Below are 20714 nucleotides of genomic sequence, written 5' to 3'. Positions count from 1 at the left end.
CTTGCGGGATTTCCCGAACGAACTTCGGGTTCGGCGCTTCCAGTTTTTCCAGATAAGCCTCGTCGGCACGGCTTCGGGCGTCAGAGTGCGCAATCCCCTTGTGGCAGTCGATACATGTCTGGCCATTGGTCATGGCGTTCATATGCTGCTGGCGGGCGCGCGGCTTTTGGAATTCTGGCATCATCGATTCGAAGTCGTGACAGTTCCGGCATTCAACGGAATCGGTCGCTTTCATGCGTTCCCACTCGTTCTTTGCCAGATATAGCCGCTTGTTTTCGAATTTCTCGCGGGTGTTGATAGTGCCAACCATCTTGCCCCAGAGTTCCCTAGACGCCTTGATCTTCCGGATTACTTTGTGGGTCCAGTCTTTTGGAACGTGGCAATCCGAACAGACCGCGCCGACACCGGAGCGGTTCACGTCATGGATGGTGCCTTTGTATTCTTCATAGACGAAGTCGCGCATCTCGTGACAGGAGACGCAGAATTGTTTGGTGTTGGTGGCTTCCATTGCGGTGTTGAAACCGCCCCAGAAGATAATGCCGGCCACAAAAGCAGCTGCAACGCCCCCGATGGGCATTCCCCAAAGAAGGTAGCGCCGCCAGATCGGCTTTTTTTGTTGACCTTGACTGCTCTCGCTCATGTCCAGGCTCCGTTTTGAGTGTCTTTTCGGGCCTATTTCCTGTGGCCGTCGAAAATCGGAATGCAGGACGCTGGGAAAGATCGGTAATTTCCGGCTGGCAGTGCCAATAAAGCCCCGGCATCGCTTGCAAAAAAGGAGGGCGGGCGATTGCCCGCCCTCCTCTGTGAGCTAAGTCGTTTTATGTGACGTGGTTCGAACGGTTGTAGACGTTGAACTTGCCGGTTGGAGCATAGAGGCCCTTGACCCGTGCTTTTTCTTCCAGAGTTTCGGCGTCAAAGATGACCATTTCGCCGTTTGGCTCTTTCGAAGTGGCGCGGTTCCATTTGGAGACCCAAACTTCCGAACCATCCTGGTTGAATTCGAAGTGAACTGCGACGTTCCCTTCTTCATCAGTGATCTGGATAGTCTTCACAATCTCGCCGGTCTCTTTCGAGATGACTTGAACAGATTGCTGAACTTCCGGCTCCGGATGTTTCGTCTGGTCAGCCCAGATGTACTTGGAGTTCGGGTGTGTCCGGATGAAGAGGCCTGCACCGTCTGTTTCGACTTCGTAGCAAGTCTTCCAAGCTTTGTCCGGATTACCTTCAGGGTCGTTACCCCAAACCGTCACAGTACCTTCACCAAGGTGGGTGGTACCGGCAACCGGTCCGCAGTTCGGGTCGTTCCAGTTGGCGCCCGGTCCCGGGTGCGGAAGCGGAGCTGTGTCGATCATGGCTTCAAGTTTGTGGGTTTTGGTATCCACAACGACCATTTTGTTCGACGCGTTCGCCGCAATCTGGAAGTACCGGCCTGTTGGATCAAAGAAACCGTCGTGCAGGAACTTAGCAGAATTGATCTTGTCGATCCGGAGGTTATCCAGGTCGGTGTAATCAACTTGCCACAGCTGACCGAGTTCTTTAACCGCTACGATCCATGTAGGCTCGTTCGGAGTGGTGTAGATAGCTGCCACGCGGCTTTCTTCTACATAGTCACCGTCGACGTTAACGCCGCGGGTAGAGACAACCTTGACCGGCTCCATTGTGTGCGCATCAACGATGGCAAAGTGTGGAGGCCAATAGGCACCGCCGATGACGTATTTGCCATCGCCAGACACGGCAACGTCACGAGCGTCATAACCGATAGAGACCTCGGATACCAACATCTTGTCTGGCGTCTGCCAAAGATCGATCTTGGTCATCTTGCCATCACGGCCCATGGTGTACCAGAAGCGGCCCGGATTTTCCGGTTCGTCCAGCTTGTGATGCTCAGACGCTTTCAGCACGTGCACGGCGTAGCCGGTCGGGATGTGGGCTAGGACTTCCTTGGTGTCGCCGTCGATGACAGCAACCTTACCTACGTCACGCTCGATAACGACGAAGAAGTTTTCCCAGTTCCGGCCATGAAGCGGCTCGGTCGGGTAGTCCTTGGGTTCGACATAGACCTTGCGGGTTTCTTTCATCTGCGCAAGGGACATTTCAGGCGGCTTCGGCGGCTCCATCATGATGTAGGTCGCCATGTCCTTGATTTCTTGCTCGGTCATGATGTCCGAGAAGTTGTTCATGCCGCCTTCGGTACCCCAGGAGATGATTTTCTCAAGACGTTCCTGGCCAAGCTTCAAGGTACCGGTTTCTGTGACAGTGCCATCAGCATTCTTTTTCTTCACGATCGGCTCGAGGCTTTTGCCTGTGGCGCCTTTGCGAAGAACACCGTGACAACCGGCGCATCTTTCAAAATAGAGCTGCTTGGAACTTTCGAAGGCCTCCTCGCTCAAAGTGGGGCCTTCAGCTAAAGCGGGCGTTGCCACGCCGCCCAGCATCAGAGCAAAGCTGGCGGCTAACGCGCGGCCGGCCCGCTTATAATTTCTTGGATGTGACATATTCATCTCCAAATCCAGGTGAGGCAGGTGCAAGTTGCGTCGGACTGGAGAGTCGTTCCTTGACTTTTGCTAAGAGTGCCGGTGGTCAGGGGCTAAAGATGGCAAAAATGTGTACGGCACTTGGGAACTGCAGATAATAGACCGGCCCCGGATTGGCGCGTTTCTGCGGTTGGTGGCGGCTCATCTGTGAAAGGTAAGGAGTATTACGTCTAAGCCATTGGAAAAAAATGGCGGAAACAATTCGCGAAATTCACGATTCGCAATCTAGCCGAAACCAAACTTGACTTTGGTTAAGGAAAAAAGGCGCCGCGCTGCCACTCTTTCGCCACTATCAACACGGGGAAAGGAGCGCGTAATGCGCGAAGTCATGACTAAAAGCATGGCCCGAAATATATTCTATGGCGGGTCACTGTTCTTCATCCTCATCTTCCTAGGGCTGTCGGTGCACAGCCACTTCTACATCACCGGGACGTCGACCGACCACGCGGGTATCACCGAAAGTGTCGCCTCAGGTAAGCATGTTTGGGAAAAGCACGCTTGCATCAACTGTCATTCGATTCTCGGCGAGGGCGCCTACTACGCTCCGGAAGTCGGCAACGTAATGACACGCTGGGGCGTGCTGGATGACCCTGAAGGGGCTTTCGAAACGCTCAAAGCCTGGATGGAAGCCATGCCGACCGGCATCGAAGGCCGCCGGCAGATGCCGAATTTCAATCTCACCGATAAGGAAATCCGCGACTTGGCGAACTTCCTGATCTGGACCGACAAGATCGACGCCCAGGACTGGCCGCCGAACGACGCCGGCTGATTGGAACGCAAAAGGAACTTAAGATGAAATACGAATCTCAGAAAGTTGCCCTGGCGTATTTCGCCGTCGCTATGGGCCTCTTTGCCATCCAGGTGATCGGCGGTTTGCTGGCGGGCTTTGTCTATGTCCAGCCCAACTTCCTATCAGAGTTGCTGCCCTTCAACATCATCCGGATGTTGCACACCAACAGCCTGATTGTCTGGCTTCTGCTCGGCTTCTTTGGCGCCGCCTATTTCCTCGTACCGGAAGAAGCGGAGCGGGAGCTGCATTCACCGAAGCTGGCGTATCTGCAGCTGCTGATTCTGGTGGTCGGCACACTGGGCGTGGTTGTGACTTACGTCTTCAACCTGTTTGAAGGCAATTTCCTGCTCGGTAAGGAAGGCCGCGAATTCATCGAGCAACCCAAATGGGTCAAGGTCGGTATCGTGGTTGCTGCATTGATGTTCTTGTACAACATCACGATGACCGTGCTGAAAGGCAAGAAGACAGCCATCTCCAACATCCTGCTGCTCGGTCTGTGGGGTCTGGCACTGCTGTTCCTCTTCGCTTTCTACAATCCCGACAACCTGGCACTCGACAAGCAGTACTGGTGGTACATTGTCCACCTTTGGGTTGAAGGTGTTTGGGAACTGATCATGGCCTCGATCCTTGCTTACCTGATGCTGAAGCTGACGGGTGTTGACCGCGAGATCGTTGAAAAATGGCTCTACGTCATCGTTGCCGCAGCTCTGTTCTCCGGTATCCTTGGAACGGGTCACCACTACTACTGGATCGGGACTCCGGCTTACTGGCAGTGGATAGGATCTATCTTCTCATCCCTGGAAGTCATTCCGTTCTTCGCAATGATGGCCTTTGCCTTCGTCATGGTCTGGAAAGGCCGCCGGGATCATCCGAACAAGGCTGCGCTTCTGTGGTCGCTCGGCTGTGCCACACTCGCCTTCTTCGGCGCTGGCGTATGGGGCTTCCTGCACACTCTGCATGGCGTGAACTACTACACTCACGGTACGCAGATCACAGCGGCCCACGGTCACCTGGCCTTCTTCGGTGCCTATGTTTCGCTGAACCTGGCGATCATCTCCTACGCGATGCCTATCTTGCGCGGTCGTGATCCGTACAACCAGGTTCTGAACATGGCGTCCTTCTGGCTGATGACCGGTGGTATGACCTTCATGACCTTCGTCCTGACATTTGCAGGTACAATCCAAACGCACCTGCAGCGCGTTTCTGGCGAATACTTCATGGACGTTCAAGACCAGTTGGCGCTGTTCTACTGGATGCGCTTCGGCTCCGGTATCGCGGTTGTCATCGGAGCGTTGCTCTTCATCTACGCGGTCGCAGTTCCGCGGAAGGAAATCATCGAGCGTGGCGACACCGCCGCAGCTCCTGCGGAGTAATTCCAATGGAAGGAAGTGTATCCTTGGCAAAGGGGGCGGCATCTGCCCCCTTCTATCTGCCGCAAGGCGATGAGTGTACGGTTTTTGAAGCCGCTCACGCCAACGGTTTGCCGGTCCTTTTGAAAGGCCCGACTGGCTGCGGTAAGACCCGCTTTGTGGCACACATGGCCGCTAAACTCGGCCGCAAGCTTTATACCGTCGCATGTCATGATGACTTGTCGGCAGCCGACCTGATCGGCAGATATCTTCTAAAGGGCGGTGAAACCGTCTGGGTTGACGGGCCGTTGACCCGTGCAGTTCGCGAAGGGGCGATCTGTTACCTCGATGAGGTGGTGGAAGCGCGCAAGGACGTGACCGTCGTGCTCCATCCGCTGACCGACGACCGACGCACATTGCCGATCGACCGGACCAGTGAAGAATTGGCGGCAGCGCCAGGCTTTATGCTGGTTGCGTCCTATAACCCTGGTTATCAGAACATTCTCAAGACACTGAAACCCTCAACACGCCAGCGTTTTGTCTCAATGGAATTCGATTTCCCGGCAGCTGATCTCGAAGCTGAGGTTGTTGCAGAGGAAAGCGGGCTGGACGCAGCGCGGGTAAAATCCCTGGTCCGTCTCGCCAACAAACTCAGGGCGCTCAAAGGGCAGGATCTGGAGGAGGGGGTTTCCACCCGCCTTGTCGTCTATGCCGCAACTTTGATTGCCCAAGGCATGCCAGTTGAACGAGCCATTCTGGCGGCCATGATTGAGCCTCTCACTGATGATGAGGACGTGAAACGCGGGCTCCTAGATCTTGTCACGGCCGTGTTTGGGTGAGGCCAGACCGATGGGCAAGATCGATTTTGAACCATGGGAACCCGAAGAAACGGTCGGGAAACTATGGCATTCATTTGCAAGTCGCCTGGATGCGCCTGAGGTGCATCATGGAGCCGCGGTCGGCCTCAATGAGGTCGGCGGGCGACTTGCAGTCTTCTTTCGGGGACTGGGAGGGCTTCACAGTGTTGAAATCCGCCCGGTCTCCGAAGAAGTATCCCGTCACCGCCTCAGTTTTCTGAGGCGGCTCGGGACCGAAGCAGAATTGCTTCCAAGAGCAAGTTTTGATGGCGAAGTGTTACGGCTGCCAGCGCAATTGGCGGTGTTTCCGTTCCGCGAAGCCAATGCTGCGCTGTATCTCTGGCTGACGGGGATGACCGCGCATGCGATCCCGCTGCCGGCCGAAGAAGATCCGTTGCGGGCAGATTTGAGAGCTCTCAAACTCGCTTTGGATATGACGTATGCCACCATTGAAGCCGCTCCGGGATTGAAGGGCCTTTACAGCGAACTTTGCAATGGCACGCTCCGCCAGCGGCCAGAAATGAAGCTGCCGGACCGCGAGAAAGATATCGAGGCTTTGATCCGCCACATGCTTGGCGATCCCGCCGACTTATCTCCCGATGTTCGCGACTTGAAAGCCTTGGTCGCCAAGGGAGATTTCAGTGCTATTAACGCCCCGCGCGGGTACCATCCGTTCCGCCCCGTGCCTTTGTGGCCAGATCTCCGCGAGTTGGTCTTTTCGGCTGGCGATGAAGTTGAAAACCGCGAGACCGAAGGAGAGACGGAAGAGGCTGGAAGTAACAAGACAATTCGCGCCCGGCGGCGGAAAGCCGATCAGGCCGAACGCCAAGACAGTCTTATCCTCCACAAGTTCGAAGCGATCCTGAGTTGGGCGGAGTTTCTCAATCTGAACCGCCGGGTTGATGACGACGAAAACGACGATGCGAAAAAGGCTGCCGACGATCAGGATGAAATCGGCCTTGGCCAGGTGTCCAAAGCGCCTGCAACACGGTTGAAACTTCATCTGGACCTGGCACCGGAAGATGTTGACCGGGAAAGACTGTCCGGCAAAACGCTTTATCCGGAATGGGATGTGCGCAGTGGGGCATACCTGCCGGATCATGTCTGTGTCTTTTCAAGTGTTGCTACACCGGATCCGGATCATCTGATCGCCAAAACGGACCCACGTGCCGCGCGGCGTATCCGCTCCGTGAAAAAGCAGTTTGAAGCGCTCCGTCCAGGGCGTGTGACAACACGCGGGCACCTTGAAGGCGACAATCTTGATATGGAAGCCGCCGTCCGCTCCCAAGTTGAGAGGCTGGCGACCGGCACCGGGAACGACCGGATCTGGATGCAAACGCGGCCGGAAGCCCGCGATCTTGCCGTGTCCATTTTATTGGATGTGTCCCGGTCAACGGAAAGCGCCGTTGGTGAGCGGGCTGTCATCGACATCGAACGCGAAGCGTTAACGGCCTTGGCGTGGGGTTTGAACGCTTGCGGTGATGATTTTTCGATCAATGCGTTCTCATCCCTCAAGCGCCACCGGGTTTATCTGCAATCCTGTAAACGCTTCGATGAGCCGATGTCACAGCTGGTTGAACAACGCATCAGTGGACTAAAACCGGGATTTTATACCCGGCTTGGTGCTGCCATGCGGCACTCGTCTTCGGAGCTTGCGGAACAAAGCAGAAAACGGAAACTTCTGCTGGTCATCACGGACGGCAAACCCAATGATCTGGATCATTATGAGGGACGTCACGGTATTGAAGACACTCGGATGGCGGTGCGCGAAGCCCGTAGGGCCGGTCAATCTGTGTTCGGCGTGACGATCGACAAATCCGGCCAGTCCTGGTTCCCGAGGCTGTTCGGCCAAGGTGGGTTTGCGGTGATCCCGCATCCAGACCGGCTGACCCAGGCCTTGCCGCAGATCTACCGCCAGCTTGTCGGTGGCTGAGACCCAGATGGCCACCGGCGCTCAGAAACCAGGGCTTTTGGATCAGCTCCCGGGCGAATTGCTCATGTGGGTGCTGATCATCAGTGAACTCCTGGTTTTTGGTGCTGGGCTGGCGGCTTTCCTAAGTGTTCGGATTACCGATCCAGCCGGCTTTGCTGAAGCGCAGGATCACTTGCACCGCGTTTCAGCAGGTATCAACACAATCGTATTGATCACCAGCGGGTATTTCGCAGCGCTGGCTTACCGGCTGTGTTCAACTGGTCGAAAGAAACAGAGCCGGTTTGCCCTTTTTTCGGCCATGGCGCTGGGCTGCGTTTTCCTTGTGATCAAGACCTGGGAATATGTCGAGAAGGCCGGGCAAGGTATAACGACGGAAACGCATCCGTTTTTCACCTTCTATTACCTGCTCACCGGTTTCCATGCGGCCCATGTGCTCGCAGGCATCGTCATCCTAGGGCTGGTTTCTTTTTTCGCAACACCCCGGAATATCGAAACCGGCGCTGCCTTCTGGCATATGGTTGATCTCGTTTGGGTATTGCTGTTCCCCGTCATCTACCTGTTGAGGTGACAGATTGTTAAGCGATCCAATCTTCCGGGCCTGGGGAATCTTACTGGCACTAAGTGCAGCCTCAGTGTTTGCGTCGGCCTTGCTTGGCACCGGCGTACCGCAAGCCGTCATCGGCGCAGCTGTCTTCTTTTTGGCCTGGCTTAAGGCCCGGGTCATCTTGCTGCGTTATCTGGGCCTATGGGAAGCTCCCGCCTGGGCGGCGGGGTTCACCTGGGTTCTTGGCCTTTATGGGCTTTTGATGCTGGGGCTATATCTGATCCCGGCGTTTATAGCTTAACGACGTCGGCCAAAGGCGCCGGAAGGTCAAATTCCTTCAGCACCCGCTCGCGCGCCTGATCTGACATTTTTCGCGCCGTTTTTTGCACGATATCAAGGACTTTGCTTTCTTCGTGTTTGGCGGCAAACGGCGCAAAATACCATTTGAGGAATACGAAACAAATCACGTCTTCAAGCGCCTGCACGTCGTCATGCCGTTTGATGCCTTCTTTGCGCAGCATGCGCTCAGCGGCTTGGACGTCATCTACCGCATACCCCGCGTCAGTCATCATGGTGCCAACCCGGCTTGCATGATGTTTTGCAAGATCCCGGCGCCAGGCATGATAACCAGCCCGGCCTTCAGGGTAGGTGCTACGGGCGACGGTCCAGCGCTCGATGTGCTGGCCCCGGGCCGCAATTTTCAGGCTGTCAGACGCCTCCGGGAACAACCGGTCCACTTCGGAGGTCATTCGGTGGCCATAAAGCAGGGCGGCCGGCTGGCCGTCTTCCTGATTTGGATCGGCACGGTTGGCGTCGTCGATCGCATTCAGGACGGTTTCTAGTTTTGTCATTATGATTTGTGCCAGGCTTCCACAGGGTCGGTTTCAGAAAAGTCGCGCAGCCGTTCGATGTCTTCAATATCTGCGTGGTTCCGGTTGATGTGGACACCAACCGGCTTCAATTTCGCAAACGACCGGGAGAGGCTCTCCGGCTTCATTCCAAGCCGGCCAGCGATCAGGAACTTGTCGTAAGGCAGGGTAACGACACAGCTGCCATGGTCCTTTTCACAGAGTTCCAAAATGAATTCTGCAACCCTCTGTGGGCCCGTCTGCGCCTTTAATTGTTCGAGCTGAGACACAAGCGAATGCAAGTGGGCAAATGTAGAGGCCAGCACTGAAACTGCAATATCTGGATCTTTGCGCATGGCTTCCAGAATCGCGCTGCTTGGGATGCGCATCACTTCGCAGGATGTGACGGCTTCTGCAGACACCGGATAGGCTTGGCCACGGAAGGCGACTGCTTCACCAAAGCTTTCGCCCTTGGCAAATACGCTCACAACGGCTTCGCCGCCATTGGGCGCGATCCGGTAGAGCTTCACCCATCCGTCCGTCACAATATGGACAGCTTGTGCGGTTTCACCTTGAAGAAACAAGGTTTCACCCCGTTCATACTCCCGCCAGCTCGACATCCTGAGGACTGCCTCCTGGATTTCGGGCGAAAAGCTTTTGAGCAATAAGGAGTTTTCCGCAATCTTCCTGCGGCGTTCATTCGGCATATTTCGAGTTCCCCTCCAAGAGCCAAAGACGTGTTTGGCCCTCTCTCTCTGGCCGCCACCCTACACAATGTTCCCGCTGTTTGCATGCGGTGAATTGCGGATCTTTCAACGGAAGGCCGCCGGAAACTTGACTATTGTCATGTACCAATAATCCCCCTTCAAATAGCTTTTGTCCACGATAGAAAGCGGGGACATTATGGACTACCAAGCTTTTTTCAAAACCCGGCTCGCAGCTCTCAAAGATGAGGGCAATTATCGGGTTTTTATCGACCTTCAACGCAAACGCGGTCAATTTCCAGAAGCGGTCTGGACCCATGACAAAGGGCCTGACGACGTCTCGATCTGGTGTTCAAATGACTATCTTGGTATGGGCCAGCATCCCAAAGTGATTGCCGCAATGCATGATGCGATCGACCGCTGCGGGGTTGGTGCCGGCGGCACACGCAATATTTCCGGAACCACGCATGATCATGTGATTCTAGAAGAAGAGCTCGCCGACCTGCACGGTAAAGAAGCCGCGCTTGTATTTACATCCGGCTATGTTTCCAACTGGGCCGCTCTCGGCACGCTTGCATCGCAAATTCCGGACATGATCGTGTTTTCGGACAGTCTCAATCATGCGTCGATGATTGAAGGTATTCGCCACTCGCGGGCAAAAAAAGTCATCTGGAAACACAATGATCTGGAAGACCTTGAAGCCAAGCTGGCTGCAGCCGATCCTTCCAAGCCAAAGATGATCGCTTTTGAGAGCGTTTATTCAATGGATGGTGACATTGCTCCGATATCGGAGATTTGCGACCTGGCCGACAAATATGGCGCGATGACCTACCTCGATGAGGTGCACGCTGTTGGTCTTTATGGACCACGCGGTGGCGGTATTGCAGAACGCGAAGGGGTGATGGACCGGCTCACCGTCATTGAAGGCACGCTTGGCAAGGCGATCGGTGTTGTTGGCGGTTACATCGCAGCGACCAAGGAGCTCTGCGACTTTGTCCGCAGCTTTGCCAGCGGCTTCATCTTTACAACAGCCCTTCCGCCTGCTGTTGCTGCAGCGGCAACGGCGTCCATCCGGCATTTGAAAGAATGTTCGGTGGAACGGGAACAGCAAAAGGCGATTGTTGCGACAGTGCGCAAGCGTCTCGACAATCACGGCATTCCGCACACGCCGAACCCGAGCCACATCATCCCGGTGATTGTCGGCAACCCGGCAAAGTGCAAGTTCCTGTCAGATACGCTGCTGACAGAATTCGGCATTTACATCCAGCCGTTCAACTATCCGACGGTCCCTAAAGGGACCGAGCGGCTGAGGATCACGCCATCTCCGGTTCACTCCTCCGCAGATGTGGACCGGTTGATCTTCGCGCTGCATTCGCTGTGGAGCCAGTGCCAACTCGCACGGCAGCCGATTGCAGCGGAATAGCTAGAGCGCCGGGCGAAAACGTGGAAGCGCTTGACCCGTCTCATGTGTCTGCTGGCAAGGCGGGGCGCCCGCAGTGGTGCTGGCACCATAAGGGCGGGCCAACGCAGGCCAGCGGGCTCAAGAGACGAGGCCCTTTGGGTGACTTTGGCCGGCCCACCGGCTGCGTTGCACCTCTTGCCCGATGCCCCGCATCGCGCCGCGTGCTGCGCCTAACCGGATAGACCGGCCAAAGCCATCAAACCGTTCCACGTTTACGCCCGGTGCTCTGGTTGCGGCAAAGCGGGCGGGGCCGGTCTTCCGGACCTGCCCTGCCTTGCTGGGTTTGGCCCGATTGACGGCCTATACCTTCAGTGCAGTGGATTGCGTATGCTGCGCCGCAATATTTGAATTGCATAAAAAATAGTCCTGCGCATAATGCGGGCATGAGCGACGCGCTTTCCATCCTTGTCATCGACGACAATAAGATCAGGGCCTCCATCATCGAGCAGGGTTTGCGTGATGCGGGCCATGACAAGGTTATTCTGGTTCATCAAATGGATGGACTGGTTCGGCAAATCGCGGACATCAATCCAGATGTGATTGTTATTGACCTGGAAAACCCAAACCGGGACCGGCTGGAGCACATGTTTCAGGTCTCGCGGGCTGTACAGCGTCCAATTGCCATGTTCGTCGACAAGGCCGACAGCCATTCTATTGAAGCGGCTGTCGATGCCGGTGTGTCTGCCTATGTTGTTGATGGTCTGAAGCGGGAGCGCGTCAAGCCAATCCTCGATATGGCGATCAGCCGGTTCCGTGCGTTTTCAAAACTTACCCAGGATCTGGAAGATGCCCGCACAGAGCTGGCGGACCGCAAGACCATTGACCGGGCGAAGGGCATTCTCATGAAGTCGAAAGGTCTGACCGAGCAAGAGTCTTATGATCTTTTGCGAAAGACTGCGATGAACCAGAGCCGCAAGATCATCGATGTGGCGCAAAGCTTGGTGATCGCCAGCGGATTGCTCGGGGACTAAAAGATGCAGTTGGTAAAAACAGGCCGGGGAGGGGCCGTCTATACGGAGGCCGGAGGATCATGGATCCGCAGCTAAAACCAGTAATCGCAGGATTTATCCCGCTTCTCGACAGCGCTGTTTTGGTCGCTGCAGCTGAAAAGGGTTTTGCCGAAGAAGAAGGAATTGCATTGAAATTGGTCCGGGAAACTTCTTGGGCCAACATTCGAGACCGGATTGCCGTCGGGCATTTTGATGTGGCGCACATGCTGGCACCGATGCCGATTGCTGCCAGTTTGAACCTCACAAGCTTGGCAGTGCCAATGCTTGCTCCAATGGTCCTTGGGCTCGGCGGCAACGCGATAACTGCATCGGCCGCACTCTGGCAGGTGATGGCAGGTCACGGCGCAGACCCGGAAGGGGATCCGGTCAGTACCGGCAAGGCGCTTGCTGCGGTCATGATGGATCGAATGGCAGAAGGTGCAGCCAAACTGCGCTTTGGTGTCGTTCATCCGTTCTCGGGACACGCGTATGAGCTGCGCTACTGGCTGTCTGTAGCTGGTATTGTGCCTGACCGCGATATAGAAATCTCGGTTTTGCCGCCGCAACTGATGGCGGATGCGCTCGCAGCCGGTCAGTTAGATGGCTATTGCGTAGGAGAACCTTGGAACACGGCTGCGATCCTGGCAGGCACTGGCCGGATGGTGACCTACAAACAGGCAATTTGGCCTGATAGTCCGGAAAAGGTTCTAGGAGTGACCCAGAGCTGGGCTGAGTCTCATCCCGAAACCCTTGCCGCACTGCTGAAAGCAATTGCAAGAGCCGCTGATTGGTGTGCCGCGCAAGAGAATACGGAGGCTCTGGGGGAACTTCTGTCACAGCCTGAGTATCTGTCCTGCCCGGTATCCTTATGTTTGCCCGCTCTAACTGGGAAGGTTCATTTCAGCCGCACGGAAGCCTTACAAATTGCGGACTTTCTGTCGTTCTCGGGCGGTGTAAAGGCTGCACCAGTTCCAGAACACGGCAGGTGGTTTTACGAGCAAATGGTGCGCTGGGGCCAGGCGTCAGTCTCCCCAAAAGACACTGAGGTCGCCGAGAAAATCTTTTCGCCAAGACCGTTTCTTCAGGCGCTAGGACTGAGCGGAGCGAGTCAGGACAATTCCATCCGGTTGTTTGATCAGCGCTAGATCGGAAACGTGCCATGTCTGTGGCAATCTTTTGTTCAGTTAAAGTTCGTTGCAGTGCACAAAAATAAGTCAGCTGCCCGCATAATGGGCTTAGGAAACACCAGTTGAATTTCATCTGGGATTTTGCAGAATGGAATTAAGTATTTGAAATAAATAAGTAAAATGGAAAATTTATGAATTGGCACGCTTAGTGCTTAGATAACCACGCAGGCCAACGATGGCCTAATCGATATTGCGCCCATTGGCGGGCGTTCAGGCAAAGCCGCCGCACTGACTTGCAGGTCACTCCTCCCAGACCCGCAGGCTCAGTCGGCGGCTTTTTGTTTGGTTCCCATTGCCGGAAGGCAGAGGGACAATCTACGAGGGGACAGGACGTGAAACTGATGGAAACACTGAAATTCACAAGACGGACCGCGCTGGCAACACTGATGGCGGCAACCGCTATCGTTCCGGCAACACCTGCGCTGGCGGAAATGCTGGACGTCGAAAAGGACGAACTGACATTCGGCTTCATCAAACTGACCGACATGGCCCCGCTCGCTGTTGCTTATGAACTGGGCTACTTCGAGGAAGAAGGGCTGTTCGTAACGTTAGAGCCTCAAGCGAACTGGAAAGTCCTGCTTGATCGCGTCATCACCGGCGAACTGGACGGCGCGCATATGCTGGCGGGCCAGCCGATTGCAGCGACCATCGGTTTTGGTACCAAAGCCCACATTGTCACACCGTTTTCCATGGATCTGAACGGCAACGGCATCACCGTTTCCAACGAAATCTGGGAAATGATGAAGCCGCACATCGAATATCAGGACGACGGCAAACCGGCACACCCGATCAAGGCCTCAGCTCTGAAGCCGGTCGTCGACCAGTTTATCGACGAAGGCAAGCCGTTCAACATGGGGATGGTCTTCCCAGTCTCCACCCATAACTACGAGCTGCGTTACTGGCTCGCATCTGGCGATATTCATCCCGGTTTTTATTCAGAAACAGACATTTCCGGCCAAATCCAGGCGGATGCGCTTCTGTCAGTGACCCCGCCGCCGCAAATGCCGGCAACTCTCGAAGCCGGCACCATCTACGGCTACTGCGTAGGCGAGCCTTGGAACCAGGCAGCTGTTTTCAAAGGCATCGGTGTCCCGGTCGTGACCGACTACGAAATCTGGAAAAACAACCCTGAAAAAGTCTTCGGCCTGACCAAGGAGTTCACCGAGGAATATCCGAACACCACGCTGGCTCTGACCAAGGCTTTGATCCGCGCCGCCAAGTGGCTGGATGAAAACAACAACGCCAACCGCATGGAAGCCGTTGAGATCCTATCACGCTCGGAATATGTCGGCGCAGATGCGGAAGTGATCGCAAACTCCATGACCGGCACCTTCGAATATGAGAAGGGCGACAAGCGCGATGTTCCGGACTTCAACGTCTTCTACCGTTATTTCGCGACATACCCGTATTACTCCGACGCTGTCTGGTATCTGACACAGATGCGCCGCTGGGGGCAGATCGGCGAACATAAGCCGGACAGCTGGTACGACGAAGTCGCAAAATCCGTCTATCAGCCGGATATCTACCTGAAAGCCGCGCGCATGCTGGTGGAAGAAGGTCATGTGGCGGAAGCCGACTTCCCTTGGGATACCGACGGTTACCGCGCACCAACCCCGGCCGGCGACATCATTGACGGCATTCCTTACGACGGAAAACAGCCGAATGCCTACATCGACAGCCTGCCGATCGGCCTGAAAGGCAAGCAGGTCGTGGACGGCAACGAAGTGGTTGGCGGCTAACGCTCCCCAAACTGGGGCGGCGGTTATGCAGCGCCGCCGCTCCCCTTTTCAAAGACGATAACAAAGACACAAGGGACTGTTTCCATGGCGAATGCCGATACCGCCGGCACTCCGGATCTCGCCCGGGCCGCACGCAAAGAAAAACTTTTTACTTGGATCAACAAGGCTGGCGGCTGGCTGGATGCACTTGGCTTTTCCTGGCTGGTCCCGCTCTTAAAAATTGCTGCTGGCGACAGCCCGAAGGAGCAGATGAGCGAACTCAAGCGCGTGCTTGTGATCCCGTTGCTCGGAATTTTCGCCTTCCTCGCACTATGGGCGTTCTTTGCGCCCCAAGTTCAAACCTCACTTGGTGTTGTTCCAGGACCGGCTCAGGTCTGGGAGCAAACCATCAATCTTTGGAACGATCACGTTCGCGAACGCGAAAAGGCCGCCGCTTTCTATGAGCGTCAGGACAAACGCAACGCGAAATACGAAGCCGAAGGTAAAACCGACAAGATCAAGCACCGCACGTATACAGGAAAGCCGACATATATCGATCAGATCGGTACGTCTCTGAAGACCGTCGGTCTTGGCTTCCTGATTGCGACAGTCATTGCAGTGCCAATCGGCATAGCCTCCGGACTTTCCCGGTCTTTCAACGGTGCGATCAATCCGCTAATTCAAATCTTCAAACCGGTGTCACCGCTCGCCTGGCTGCCGATCGTAACGATGATCGTCTCGGCCACCTATGCTGATCCCTATAGCTGGCTCTCCAAATCGTTGCTGGTTTCGGCCGTCACCGTGACGCTCTGTTCCATGTGGCCGACATTGATCAACACCGCGCTGGGTGTTGCCTCTGTCGACAAGGATCTGATGAACGTTGGCCGCGTCTTGCAACTGCCGACCTGGAAGACTGTAACCAAACTGGTTCTGCCATCGTCCCTGCCGCTGATCTTCACTGGTCTCCGCCTGTCGCTGGGTGTGGGCTGGATGGTCCTGATCGCCGCGGAAATGCTGGCGCAGAACCCGGGCCTCGGCAAATTCGTCTGGGACGAATTCCAGAACGGTTCTTCCCAATCGCTCGCCAAAATCATGGTTGCTGTTCTGACCATCGGCGTCATCGGCTTTGCCCTTGACCGCCTGATGTTTGCCCTGCAGCGCGCCTTCACATTCTCCGCGAACCGGTAAGGAGTTTCTGAATGTCCTTTTTGGAAATCTCCAGCGTCTCCAAGTCTTACGGTGAAGGGGCCGCGCGGACCGACGTTCTGGAAAACATTAACCTGAAGGTCGAGGACGGTGAATTCATCGCCATCGTCGGTTTCTCGGGAACCGGCAAGACCACGTTGATCTCCCTGCTGGCCGGCTTGATTGAGCCGGATCAGGGCGGCGTGATCTTCAAAGGCAAAGAAATCGACGGTCCAAGCCCGGATCGAGGTGTCGTGTTCCAGTCCTATTCCCTGATGCCATGGCTGACGGTTGCCGGAAACGTCGGTCTTGCCGTCGATAGCGTTTTCAAGAAAGAGAGCGCAGCTGAACGCAAGGCGATCGCCGACAAATACATTGAAATGGTCGGCCTTGGTCACGCAATGGATCGCAAACCGTCCGAGCTTTCTGGCGGTATGCGCCAGCGCGTTGCCGTTGCCCGGGCGCTTGCCATGCAGCCGGAACTTCTACTGCTCGATGAGCCGCTTTCGGCGCTGGATGCGTTGACCAGGTCTAAACTTCAGGATGAGTTCGCTGCGATTTGTGAGCAGGAAAAGAAGACCATCATCCTCATCACCAACGATGTGGATGAGGCAATCCTTCTCGCAGACCGTATCATTCCGTTGAAACCAAGTTCTCCGGCCACGCTTGGCCCTGAGTTCAAGGTTCCCTTCGGCCGGCCGCGGGATCGCGGTGAACTCAACCACAATGATGAGTTCATCAAGCTTAGGGCAGAAGTCACCGAATACCTAATGGAAGAAGGGGCCGCGCGAGGTTCCGACTTGGAGCGGGATATCATCCTGCCCAACATTGTTCCGATCACTCAGCGGAAAAAGGGCAAGGATGCACTGCCGGTTGCGTATGAGCGGGCGTCAGAATCCATCAACGACAACCGCTATCTGGAGTTTTCTCAGCTCAAGAAGGTCTATCCGACGCCAAAAGGGCCGCTGACCGTCGTCGATGGGTTTGAGCTGAAAATGAAAAAGGGTGAGTTCATCACCCTGATCGGGCACTCCGGCTGCGGCAAGTCGACGGTTCTGTCCATGGTGGCGGGGCTCAACCCGATCACCGAAGGCGCGATCGTTCTGGACGGCACCCACGTCACTCAGGCCGGACCAGATCGCGCTGTTGTGTTTCAAGCACCCAGCCTGATGCCGTGGTTGACGGCTTATGAGAATGTCGAACTCGGTGTCGACAAGGTCTATCCGGATGCTTCCAAGGCCGAGAAACGGGACGTTATCGAATACTACCTGAGCAAGGTTGGCCTGGCCGATGCGATGGGCAAGGCGGCAGCGGACCTCTCCAACGGCATGAAGCAGCGTGTCGGCATTGCACGGGCTTTCGCGCTCTCACCGAAGCTTCTTTTGCTCGATGAGCCGTTCGGCATGCTCGACAGCTTGACCCGCTGGGAGCTACAGGACGTTCTGATGGACGTCTGGAAACGTACCCAGGTGACCGCGGTCTGTGTCACCCATGATGTCGATGAAGCCATTCTGCTCGCTGACCGAGTCGTGATGATGTCCAACGGACCGAACGCGCGGATCGGCAACATCATGGACGTCGACTTGCCGCGCCCGCGTTCCCGCAAAGAACTGCTGGATCACCCTGACTATTACGCCTACCGCGAAGAGCTTCTGGACTTCCTGGAAGCTTATGAGGGCGGCGCCGATCCAAGCGAAGACCAACTGAAATCCATCCAGGAAAAACGTGCAGCCCGCATGGCCCGCCAAAAGGCAGCCATCGAAGCCGCTGAATGAAACCGGGGAGGGAGAGAATGACAAAACAAAAACTCGTCATCGTCGGCAACGGTATGGCACCCGGCAGAATGCTGGAATACCTGTTCGACAAGGATAAAGACGCCTACGACGTCACCATTTTCAACGCCGAGCCTCGGGTCAATTACAACCGCTTGATGCTGTCGCCGGTGCTATCTGGCGAAAAGACCTATGAAGACATCATCACCCATGGCGATGACTGGTACGCAGAAAATGGCGTTACCCTTCATAAAAGCGCCCGGGTGTCCGAAATCGACCGGGGCGCCAAAACCGTCTCGTCCGAAAACGGCATTACCGAGAGCTACGACAAGCTTGTGATTGCAACCGGGTCCAGCCCGTTCATCATTCCTTTGCCGGGTAAGGATCTGGAAGGGGTCCTGACTTACCGGGATCTCGATGATGTCGACAAGATGCTGGACGCAGCCAAAGGCGGCGGGCGCGCCGTTGTTATCGGCGGCGGTCTGCTGGGTCTCGAAGCTGCAGCCGGTCTCAAGATGCAAGGGATGGAGGTCACTGTCCTGCACCTGATGCCGACCCTGATGGAACGCCAGCTCGATCCGGCTGCCGGTTATCTTCTCGAAGAGGAATTCAAGAGCCGTGGCATTGACGTCCTGACCAAGGCAAACAGCCAGGAAATCGTCGATGATGGCACTGGCAAGGTCAAGGCGATCCGCCTGGACGACGGTACAGAAATCGACGCCAGCATTATTGTGATGGCGGTTGGCATCCGTCCATCTGCTGATCTGGCAAAGTCTGTTGGTCTTGAAACCAATCGCGGCATTCTGGTTGGCGACGATATGCGCACCAGCGATCCGGACGTCTTCTCGCTCGGGGAATGCGTCGAGCACCGCGGCATGTGTTACGGGCTTGTGGCACCGCTCTACGAAATGGCCGAGGTGATTGCCGGCAACTTGCTCGGCGGAAGCGCCGAATACACTGGCTCTGTCACGGCAACGAAGCTGAAGGTCACCGGTGTTGACCTTTATTCCGCCGGCGATTTTGCTGAGGGCGAGGACCGGGAAGAGATCGTTCTGCGCGATGCCTCTTCTGGTGTCTACAAACGCCTCGTCCTGAAAGACAACACGATCATCGGGGCCGTTCTTTACGGCGAAACCTCCGATGGTCCTTGGTTCTTTGATCTCTTGAAAAAGAAAACAGATGTTTCCGAAATGCGCGAAACACTGATATTCGGCCAGGCGTATCAGGGGGGCGCCCCCCTGGACCCTACGGCGGCCGTTGCAGCCTTGCCGGATGATGCAGAAATCTGCGGCTGCAACGGCGTTTGTAAAGGAAAGATCGTTGGCGCGATCAAGGATCAAGGTCTGACGACCCTCGATGACGTCCGCGCCCACACTAAGGCCTCCGCATCCTGCGGCACCTGTACCGGGCTTGTTGAACAGTTGATGCAGGTCACACTGGGCGATGCCTATAATCCGGCTGCAGTAACACCAATGTGCGGCTGTACGCATCTCGGTCATGACGAAGTTCGCCGGTTGATCAAGTCGAAGGAACTGAAAACCATCCCAGCTGTCATTCAGGAGCTGGAATGGACCTCGTCCGGCGGCTGCGCAAAATGCCGTCCGGCCCTGAATTACTATCTCGTCTCGGACTGGCCGGATGAATATGCGGATGACTATCAGTCCCGATTCATCAACGAACGGGTCCACGCGAACATCCAGAAGGACGGCACCTACTCTGTCGTTCCGCGCATGTGGGGCGGCATGACGACGTCGTCTGAACTGAGGGCCATTGCCGATGTTGTCGACAAATTCGACATCCCGGCGGTCAAATGCACCGGCGGTCAGCGGATCGATATGCTGGGTGTGAAAAAGGAAGATCTTCCAGCTGTGTGGGAGGACCTTGGCAAGGCCGGTTTCGTATCTGGTCAGGCCTACGCCAAGGGACTGCGCACGGTGAAAACGTGCGTCGGCTCCGAGTGGTGCCGCTTTGGCACCCAAGATTCCACCGGCCTCGGCATCAAGCTGGAAAAATTCATGTGGGGTTCCTGGACACCGGCCAAGCTCAAACTCGCTGTTTCCGGGTGTCCGCGGAATTGCGCCGAAGCGACCTGCAAGGACATCGGCGTCATCTGTGTCGACAGCGGGTATGAAATCCATTTTGCAGGCGCAGCCGGTCTCGACATCAAGGGGACCGAAGTTCTCGGACTGGTGAAAACAGAAGAGGATGTTCTGGAGCACGTCTGTGCGCTGACACAGATGTACCGCGAACAGGGGCATTATCTGGAGCGGATCTACAAGTGGGCCAAGCGGATCGGCGTCGACGAAATCCGGACCCAGATCATGGACGATGCGGACAAACGCAAGGCGTATTACGACCGCTTTGTCTTCTCCCAGAAGTTCGCGCAGGTCGACCCGTGGTCAGAACGTGTCTCCGGCAAGGACAAGCATGAATTCAAGCCCATGGCGACGTTGATGGCGGAGGCTGCGGAATGAACGCGGAAACAAGAAGCTGGGTTGAAATCGGCGAATTGGCCGACATTCCCAAAGAAGGCGCCCGTGTCGTCAAAACCAGTGCCGGCTGCATAGCTGTCTTCCGCACCGCGGACGATAAAGTTTTCGCTATGGACGACCGCTGTCCGCACAAAGGCGGCCCCTTAAGCCAGGGTATCGTGCATGGCACTTCGGTAACATGCCCGCTGCACAACTGGGTCTTTGATTTGACGACCGGCTTGGCCAAAGGCGCCGATGAGGGCTCGGTCGCGGTCACGGCCACCCGCGTTGAGAACGGCAAGGTACTGCTCGCTGCAGACGATCTTGCCCGTAGGCAGGCCCGCTAAGGCGGGCCACCAAATCCAACGACA

General features: G+C 55.9%; 17 protein-coding genes and 1 pseudogene. 14 read left to right on the top strand and 4 right to left on the bottom strand.

Going from position 1 to position 20714, the window contains the following annotated elements; genetic code table 11:
* Positions 1 to 85 precede the first annotated feature (85 nt).
* Positions 86 to 577 (bottom strand): annotated as a pseudogene (locus tag ACOOFE_RS22585) (NapC/NirT family cytochrome c); the annotation flags it as partial.
* Positions 578 to 818: 241 nt separating this feature from the next.
* Positions 819 to 2495 (bottom strand): cytochrome D1 domain-containing protein, encoded by a 1677-nt coding sequence (locus ACOOFE_RS22580; RefSeq protein WP_420412137.1) that lies wholly within the window; start codon positions 2493 to 2495, stop codon positions 819 to 821.
* A gap of 355 nt (positions 2496 to 2850) precedes the next feature.
* Here ACOOFE_RS22580 and ACOOFE_RS22575 point away from each other — a divergent pair, with 355 nt between their 5' ends.
* The 6 genes from ACOOFE_RS22575 to ACOOFE_RS22550 are packed head-to-tail and all read left to right on the top strand — an operon-like array spanning position 2851 to position 8308.
* Positions 2851 to 3303 carry a c-type cytochrome gene (locus tag ACOOFE_RS22575; RefSeq protein WP_420412136.1) on the top strand — a complete coding sequence of 151 codons (453 nt, stop codon included), beginning with the start codon at positions 2851 to 2853 and terminating at the stop codon, positions 3301 to 3303.
* A gap of 23 nt (positions 3304 to 3326) precedes the next feature.
* Positions 3327 to 4697, top strand: coding sequence for a cbb3-type cytochrome c oxidase subunit I (locus ACOOFE_RS22570; RefSeq protein ID WP_420412135.1), 1371 nt, complete (start codon positions 3327 to 3329; stop codon positions 4695 to 4697).
* Positions 4698 to 4702: 5 nt separating this feature from the next.
* Complete coding sequence (locus ACOOFE_RS22565) at positions 4703 to 5512, top strand: CbbQ/NirQ/NorQ/GpvN family protein (protein WP_420412134.1); 810 nt, start codon at positions 4703 to 4705, stop codon at positions 5510 to 5512.
* A 10-nt stretch (positions 5513 to 5522) separates the two neighbouring features.
* On the top strand, positions 5523 to 7463 hold the full coding sequence (locus ACOOFE_RS22560) for a nitric oxide reductase activation protein NorD (RefSeq protein ID WP_420412133.1): 1941 nt from the start codon (positions 5523 to 5525) through the stop codon (positions 7461 to 7463).
* Positions 7464 to 7470: 7 nt separating this feature from the next.
* The gene (locus ACOOFE_RS22555; protein ID WP_209010845.1) at positions 7471 to 8031 is read left to right on the top strand and encodes a cytochrome c oxidase subunit 3 family protein; all 561 of its coding nucleotides are present in this window, start codon (positions 7471 to 7473) and stop codon (positions 8029 to 8031) included.
* Positions 8032 to 8035: 4 nt separating this feature from the next.
* Complete coding sequence (locus tag ACOOFE_RS22550) at positions 8036 to 8308, top strand: hypothetical protein (RefSeq protein WP_420412132.1); 273 nt, start codon at positions 8036 to 8038, stop codon at positions 8306 to 8308.
* On the opposite strand, the gene ACOOFE_RS22545 is transcribed toward ACOOFE_RS22550, so the two are convergent.
* Both ACOOFE_RS22545 and ACOOFE_RS22540 read right to left on the bottom strand, forming a co-directional pair.
* A complete protein-coding gene (locus ACOOFE_RS22545) occupies positions 8298 to 8858 on the bottom strand; it encodes a DUF4202 domain-containing protein (protein ID WP_420412131.1) in 561 nt (186 codons plus the stop codon). The two genes, ACOOFE_RS22550 and ACOOFE_RS22545, sit on opposite strands and share 11 nt — an antisense overlap.
* Entirely contained in the window at positions 8858 to 9562 is a 705-nt protein-coding gene (locus ACOOFE_RS22540; protein ID WP_141188434.1) for a Crp/Fnr family transcriptional regulator, read from the bottom strand. Before ACOOFE_RS22540 ends, ACOOFE_RS22545 begins: the two co-directional genes overlap by 1 nt.
* Positions 9563 to 9758: 196 nt before the next feature.
* On the opposite strand from ACOOFE_RS22540, the gene hemA reads away from it, so the two are divergent.
* The 8 genes from hemA (at position 9759) to nirD (ending at position 20690) form a co-directional block, all read left to right on the top strand.
* On the top strand, positions 9759 to 10982 hold the full coding sequence (gene hemA / locus ACOOFE_RS22535) for a 5-aminolevulinate synthase (protein ID WP_420412130.1): 1224 nt from the start codon (positions 9759 to 9761) through the stop codon (positions 10980 to 10982).
* A 422-nt stretch (positions 10983 to 11404) separates the two neighbouring features.
* A complete protein-coding gene (locus ACOOFE_RS22530; protein ID WP_141188432.1) occupies positions 11405 to 11992 on the top strand; it encodes an ANTAR domain-containing response regulator in 588 nt (195 codons plus the stop codon).
* Positions 11993 to 12051: 59 nt separating this feature from the next.
* Complete coding sequence (locus ACOOFE_RS22525; RefSeq protein WP_420412129.1) at positions 12052 to 13155, top strand: CmpA/NrtA family ABC transporter substrate-binding protein; 1104 nt, start codon at positions 12052 to 12054, stop codon at positions 13153 to 13155.
* A 383-nt stretch (positions 13156 to 13538) separates the two neighbouring features.
* Complete coding sequence (locus ACOOFE_RS22520; protein WP_420412128.1) at positions 13539 to 14936, top strand: CmpA/NrtA family ABC transporter substrate-binding protein; 1398 nt, start codon at positions 13539 to 13541, stop codon at positions 14934 to 14936.
* An 84-nt stretch (positions 14937 to 15020) separates the two neighbouring features.
* Complete coding sequence (locus ACOOFE_RS22515) at positions 15021 to 16103, top strand: ABC transporter permease (protein WP_420412127.1); 1083 nt, start codon at positions 15021 to 15023, stop codon at positions 16101 to 16103.
* A gap of 11 nt (positions 16104 to 16114) precedes the next feature.
* Positions 16115 to 17875 (top strand): ABC transporter ATP-binding protein, encoded by a 1761-nt coding sequence (locus ACOOFE_RS22510; RefSeq protein WP_420412126.1) that lies wholly within the window; start codon positions 16115 to 16117, stop codon positions 17873 to 17875.
* A gap of 17 nt (positions 17876 to 17892) precedes the next feature.
* The gene (nirB, locus tag ACOOFE_RS22505; protein WP_420412125.1) at positions 17893 to 20346 is read left to right on the top strand and encodes a nitrite reductase large subunit NirB; all 2454 of its coding nucleotides are present in this window, start codon (positions 17893 to 17895) and stop codon (positions 20344 to 20346) included.
* Positions 20343 to 20690 (top strand): nitrite reductase small subunit NirD, encoded by a 348-nt coding sequence (gene nirD, locus ACOOFE_RS22500; RefSeq protein ID WP_420412124.1) that lies wholly within the window; start codon positions 20343 to 20345, stop codon positions 20688 to 20690. The genes nirB and nirD overlap by 4 nt, the downstream gene beginning before the upstream one ends.
* Positions 20691 to 20714: the final 24 nt, after the last annotated feature.

The sequence above is a fragment of the Roseibium sp. genome (assembly GCF_965216085.1).
Lineage (GTDB): Bacteria > Pseudomonadota > Alphaproteobacteria > Rhizobiales > Stappiaceae > Roseibium.
Note: the sequence above shows the minus strand (reverse complement) of the source record. Positions and strands in the feature narration are given on the sequence as shown.

Bases quoted from the DNA above. Each gene is read 5' to 3' on its own strand.
- hemA (WP_420412130.1), top strand. From the start codon at position 9,759: ATGGACTACCAAGCTTTTTTCAAAACCCGGCTCGCAGCTCTCAAAGAT.
- ACOOFE_RS22520 (WP_420412128.1), top strand. From the start codon at position 13,539: ATGGAAACACTGAAATTCACAAGACGGACCGCGCTGGCAACACTGATG.
- ACOOFE_RS22555 (WP_209010845.1), top strand. From the start codon at position 7,471: ATGGCCACCGGCGCTCAGAAACCAGGGCTTTTGGATCAGCTCCCGGGC.
- ACOOFE_RS22580 (WP_420412137.1), bottom strand. From the start codon at position 2,495: ATGTCACATCCAAGAAATTATAAGCGGGCCGGCCGCGCGTTAGCCGCC.
- ACOOFE_RS22545 (WP_420412131.1), bottom strand. From the start codon at position 8,858: ATGACAAAACTAGAAACCGTCCTGAATGCGATCGACGACGCCAACCGT.
- ACOOFE_RS22510 (WP_420412126.1), top strand. From the start codon at position 16,115: ATGTCCTTTTTGGAAATCTCCAGCGTCTCCAAGTCTTACGGTGAAGGG.
- ACOOFE_RS22565 (WP_420412134.1), top strand. From the start codon at position 4,703: ATGGAAGGAAGTGTATCCTTGGCAAAGGGGGCGGCATCTGCCCCCTTC.
- nirB (WP_420412125.1), top strand. From the start codon at position 17,893: ATGACAAAACAAAAACTCGTCATCGTCGGCAACGGTATGGCACCCGGC.
- ACOOFE_RS22530 (WP_141188432.1), top strand. From the start codon at position 11,405: ATGAGCGACGCGCTTTCCATCCTTGTCATCGACGACAATAAGATCAGG.
- ACOOFE_RS22515 (WP_420412127.1), top strand. From the start codon at position 15,021: ATGGCGAATGCCGATACCGCCGGCACTCCGGATCTCGCCCGGGCCGCA.
- ACOOFE_RS22540 (WP_141188434.1), bottom strand. From the start codon at position 9,562: ATGCCGAATGAACGCCGCAGGAAGATTGCGGAAAACTCCTTATTGCTC.
- ACOOFE_RS22560 (WP_420412133.1), top strand. From the start codon at position 5,523: ATGGGCAAGATCGATTTTGAACCATGGGAACCCGAAGAAACGGTCGGG.
- nirD (WP_420412124.1), top strand. From the start codon at position 20,343: ATGAACGCGGAAACAAGAAGCTGGGTTGAAATCGGCGAATTGGCCGAC.
- ACOOFE_RS22570 (WP_420412135.1), top strand. From the start codon at position 3,327: ATGAAATACGAATCTCAGAAAGTTGCCCTGGCGTATTTCGCCGTCGCT.
- ACOOFE_RS22575 (WP_420412136.1), top strand. From the start codon at position 2,851: ATGCGCGAAGTCATGACTAAAAGCATGGCCCGAAATATATTCTATGGC.
- ACOOFE_RS22525 (WP_420412129.1), top strand. From the start codon at position 12,052: ATGGATCCGCAGCTAAAACCAGTAATCGCAGGATTTATCCCGCTTCTC.